3 rRNA genes are annotated in these 1,001 nt (G+C 47.0%); all 3 read left to right on the top strand.

The features are described from left to right. Positions 1-199, top strand: a 23S ribosomal RNA gene (locus tag L4D79_RS00100); the annotation flags it as partial. Positions 200-330: 131 nt separating this feature from the next. Continuing rightward, a 5S ribosomal RNA gene (rrf, locus tag L4D79_RS00095) occupies positions 331-446 on the top strand. Positions 447-828: 382 nt separating this feature from the next. After that, a 16S ribosomal RNA gene (locus tag L4D79_RS00090) occupies positions 829-1,001 on the top strand; the annotation flags it as partial.

Here is a 1,001-nt window from a genome sequence, read left to right as displayed (position 1 = left end):
GACGCATTGCCCGGTAGCTAAGTTCGGAATCGATAACCGCTGAAAGCATCTAAGCGGGAAGCGAGCCTCGAGATGAGTCATCCCTGAACCTATAAGGTTCCTAAAGGGTTGTTGAAGACTACGACGTAGATAGGCAGGGTGTGTAAGCGCTGTGAGGCGTTGAGCTAACCTGTACTAATTGCCCGTGAGGCTTAACCATACAACACCCAAGGGGTTTTAGCGGACTCCATGAGCACTTGAATGAGTGTTGAGAGCTTAATTAGTAAGAGCTAGTCAGATTTTCCCAGATTGCTATTTACTGCCCGGGGGGCGGTGAATAAACAGAATTTGCTTGGCGACCATAGCATTATGGACCCACCTGATCCCATGCCGAACTCAGTAGTGAAACGTAATAGCGCCGATGGTAGTGTGGGGTCTCCCCATGTGAGAGTAGGACATCGCCAGGCTCCCAATTTAGGAAGCCCGCTGGGTTCAGCGGGCTTTTCTTTCGCTCCGACTGATTGCAATGTGAGCGACGTCAACAGAAGGTTTTTACTTTTTCGCCAACCGCGAAAAAAGATGAAAATTTTGTCTTGACTGGATATCAGAAACGCGTATTATACGCCTCCTGACTTGCTGAAGTGCAACGCGCTAAGGCATTGAAAGTCAACGTTCTTTAACAATTTGACCATGCAATCTGTGTGGGCACTCGTGAAATGATAGTCAACAAAAGAATTATCAATGAAACTGAGTGACCAATACAAATAGTAAGTTTACTTATTATTTGGCACAGTCAATTCAATCATTACTTCGGTAATGGTTTAACAGTATTTCATTGAGCCAAAACTTTAATTGAAGAGTTTGATCATGGCTCAGATTGAACGCTGGCGGCAGGCCTAACACATGCAAGTCGAGCGGCAGCGACAACATTGAACCTTCGGGGGATTTGTTGGGCGGCGAGCGGCGGACGGGTGAGTAATGCCTGGGAATATGCCCTGATGTGGGGGATAACCATTGGAAAC

This window comes from Photobacterium satsumensis (genome assembly GCF_050336935.1).
Lineage (GTDB): Bacteria > Pseudomonadota > Gammaproteobacteria > Enterobacterales > Vibrionaceae > Photobacterium > Photobacterium satsumensis.
The sequence above is the reverse complement of the archived record's forward strand: the minus strand, read 5'-3'. Positions and strand labels throughout refer to the sequence as shown.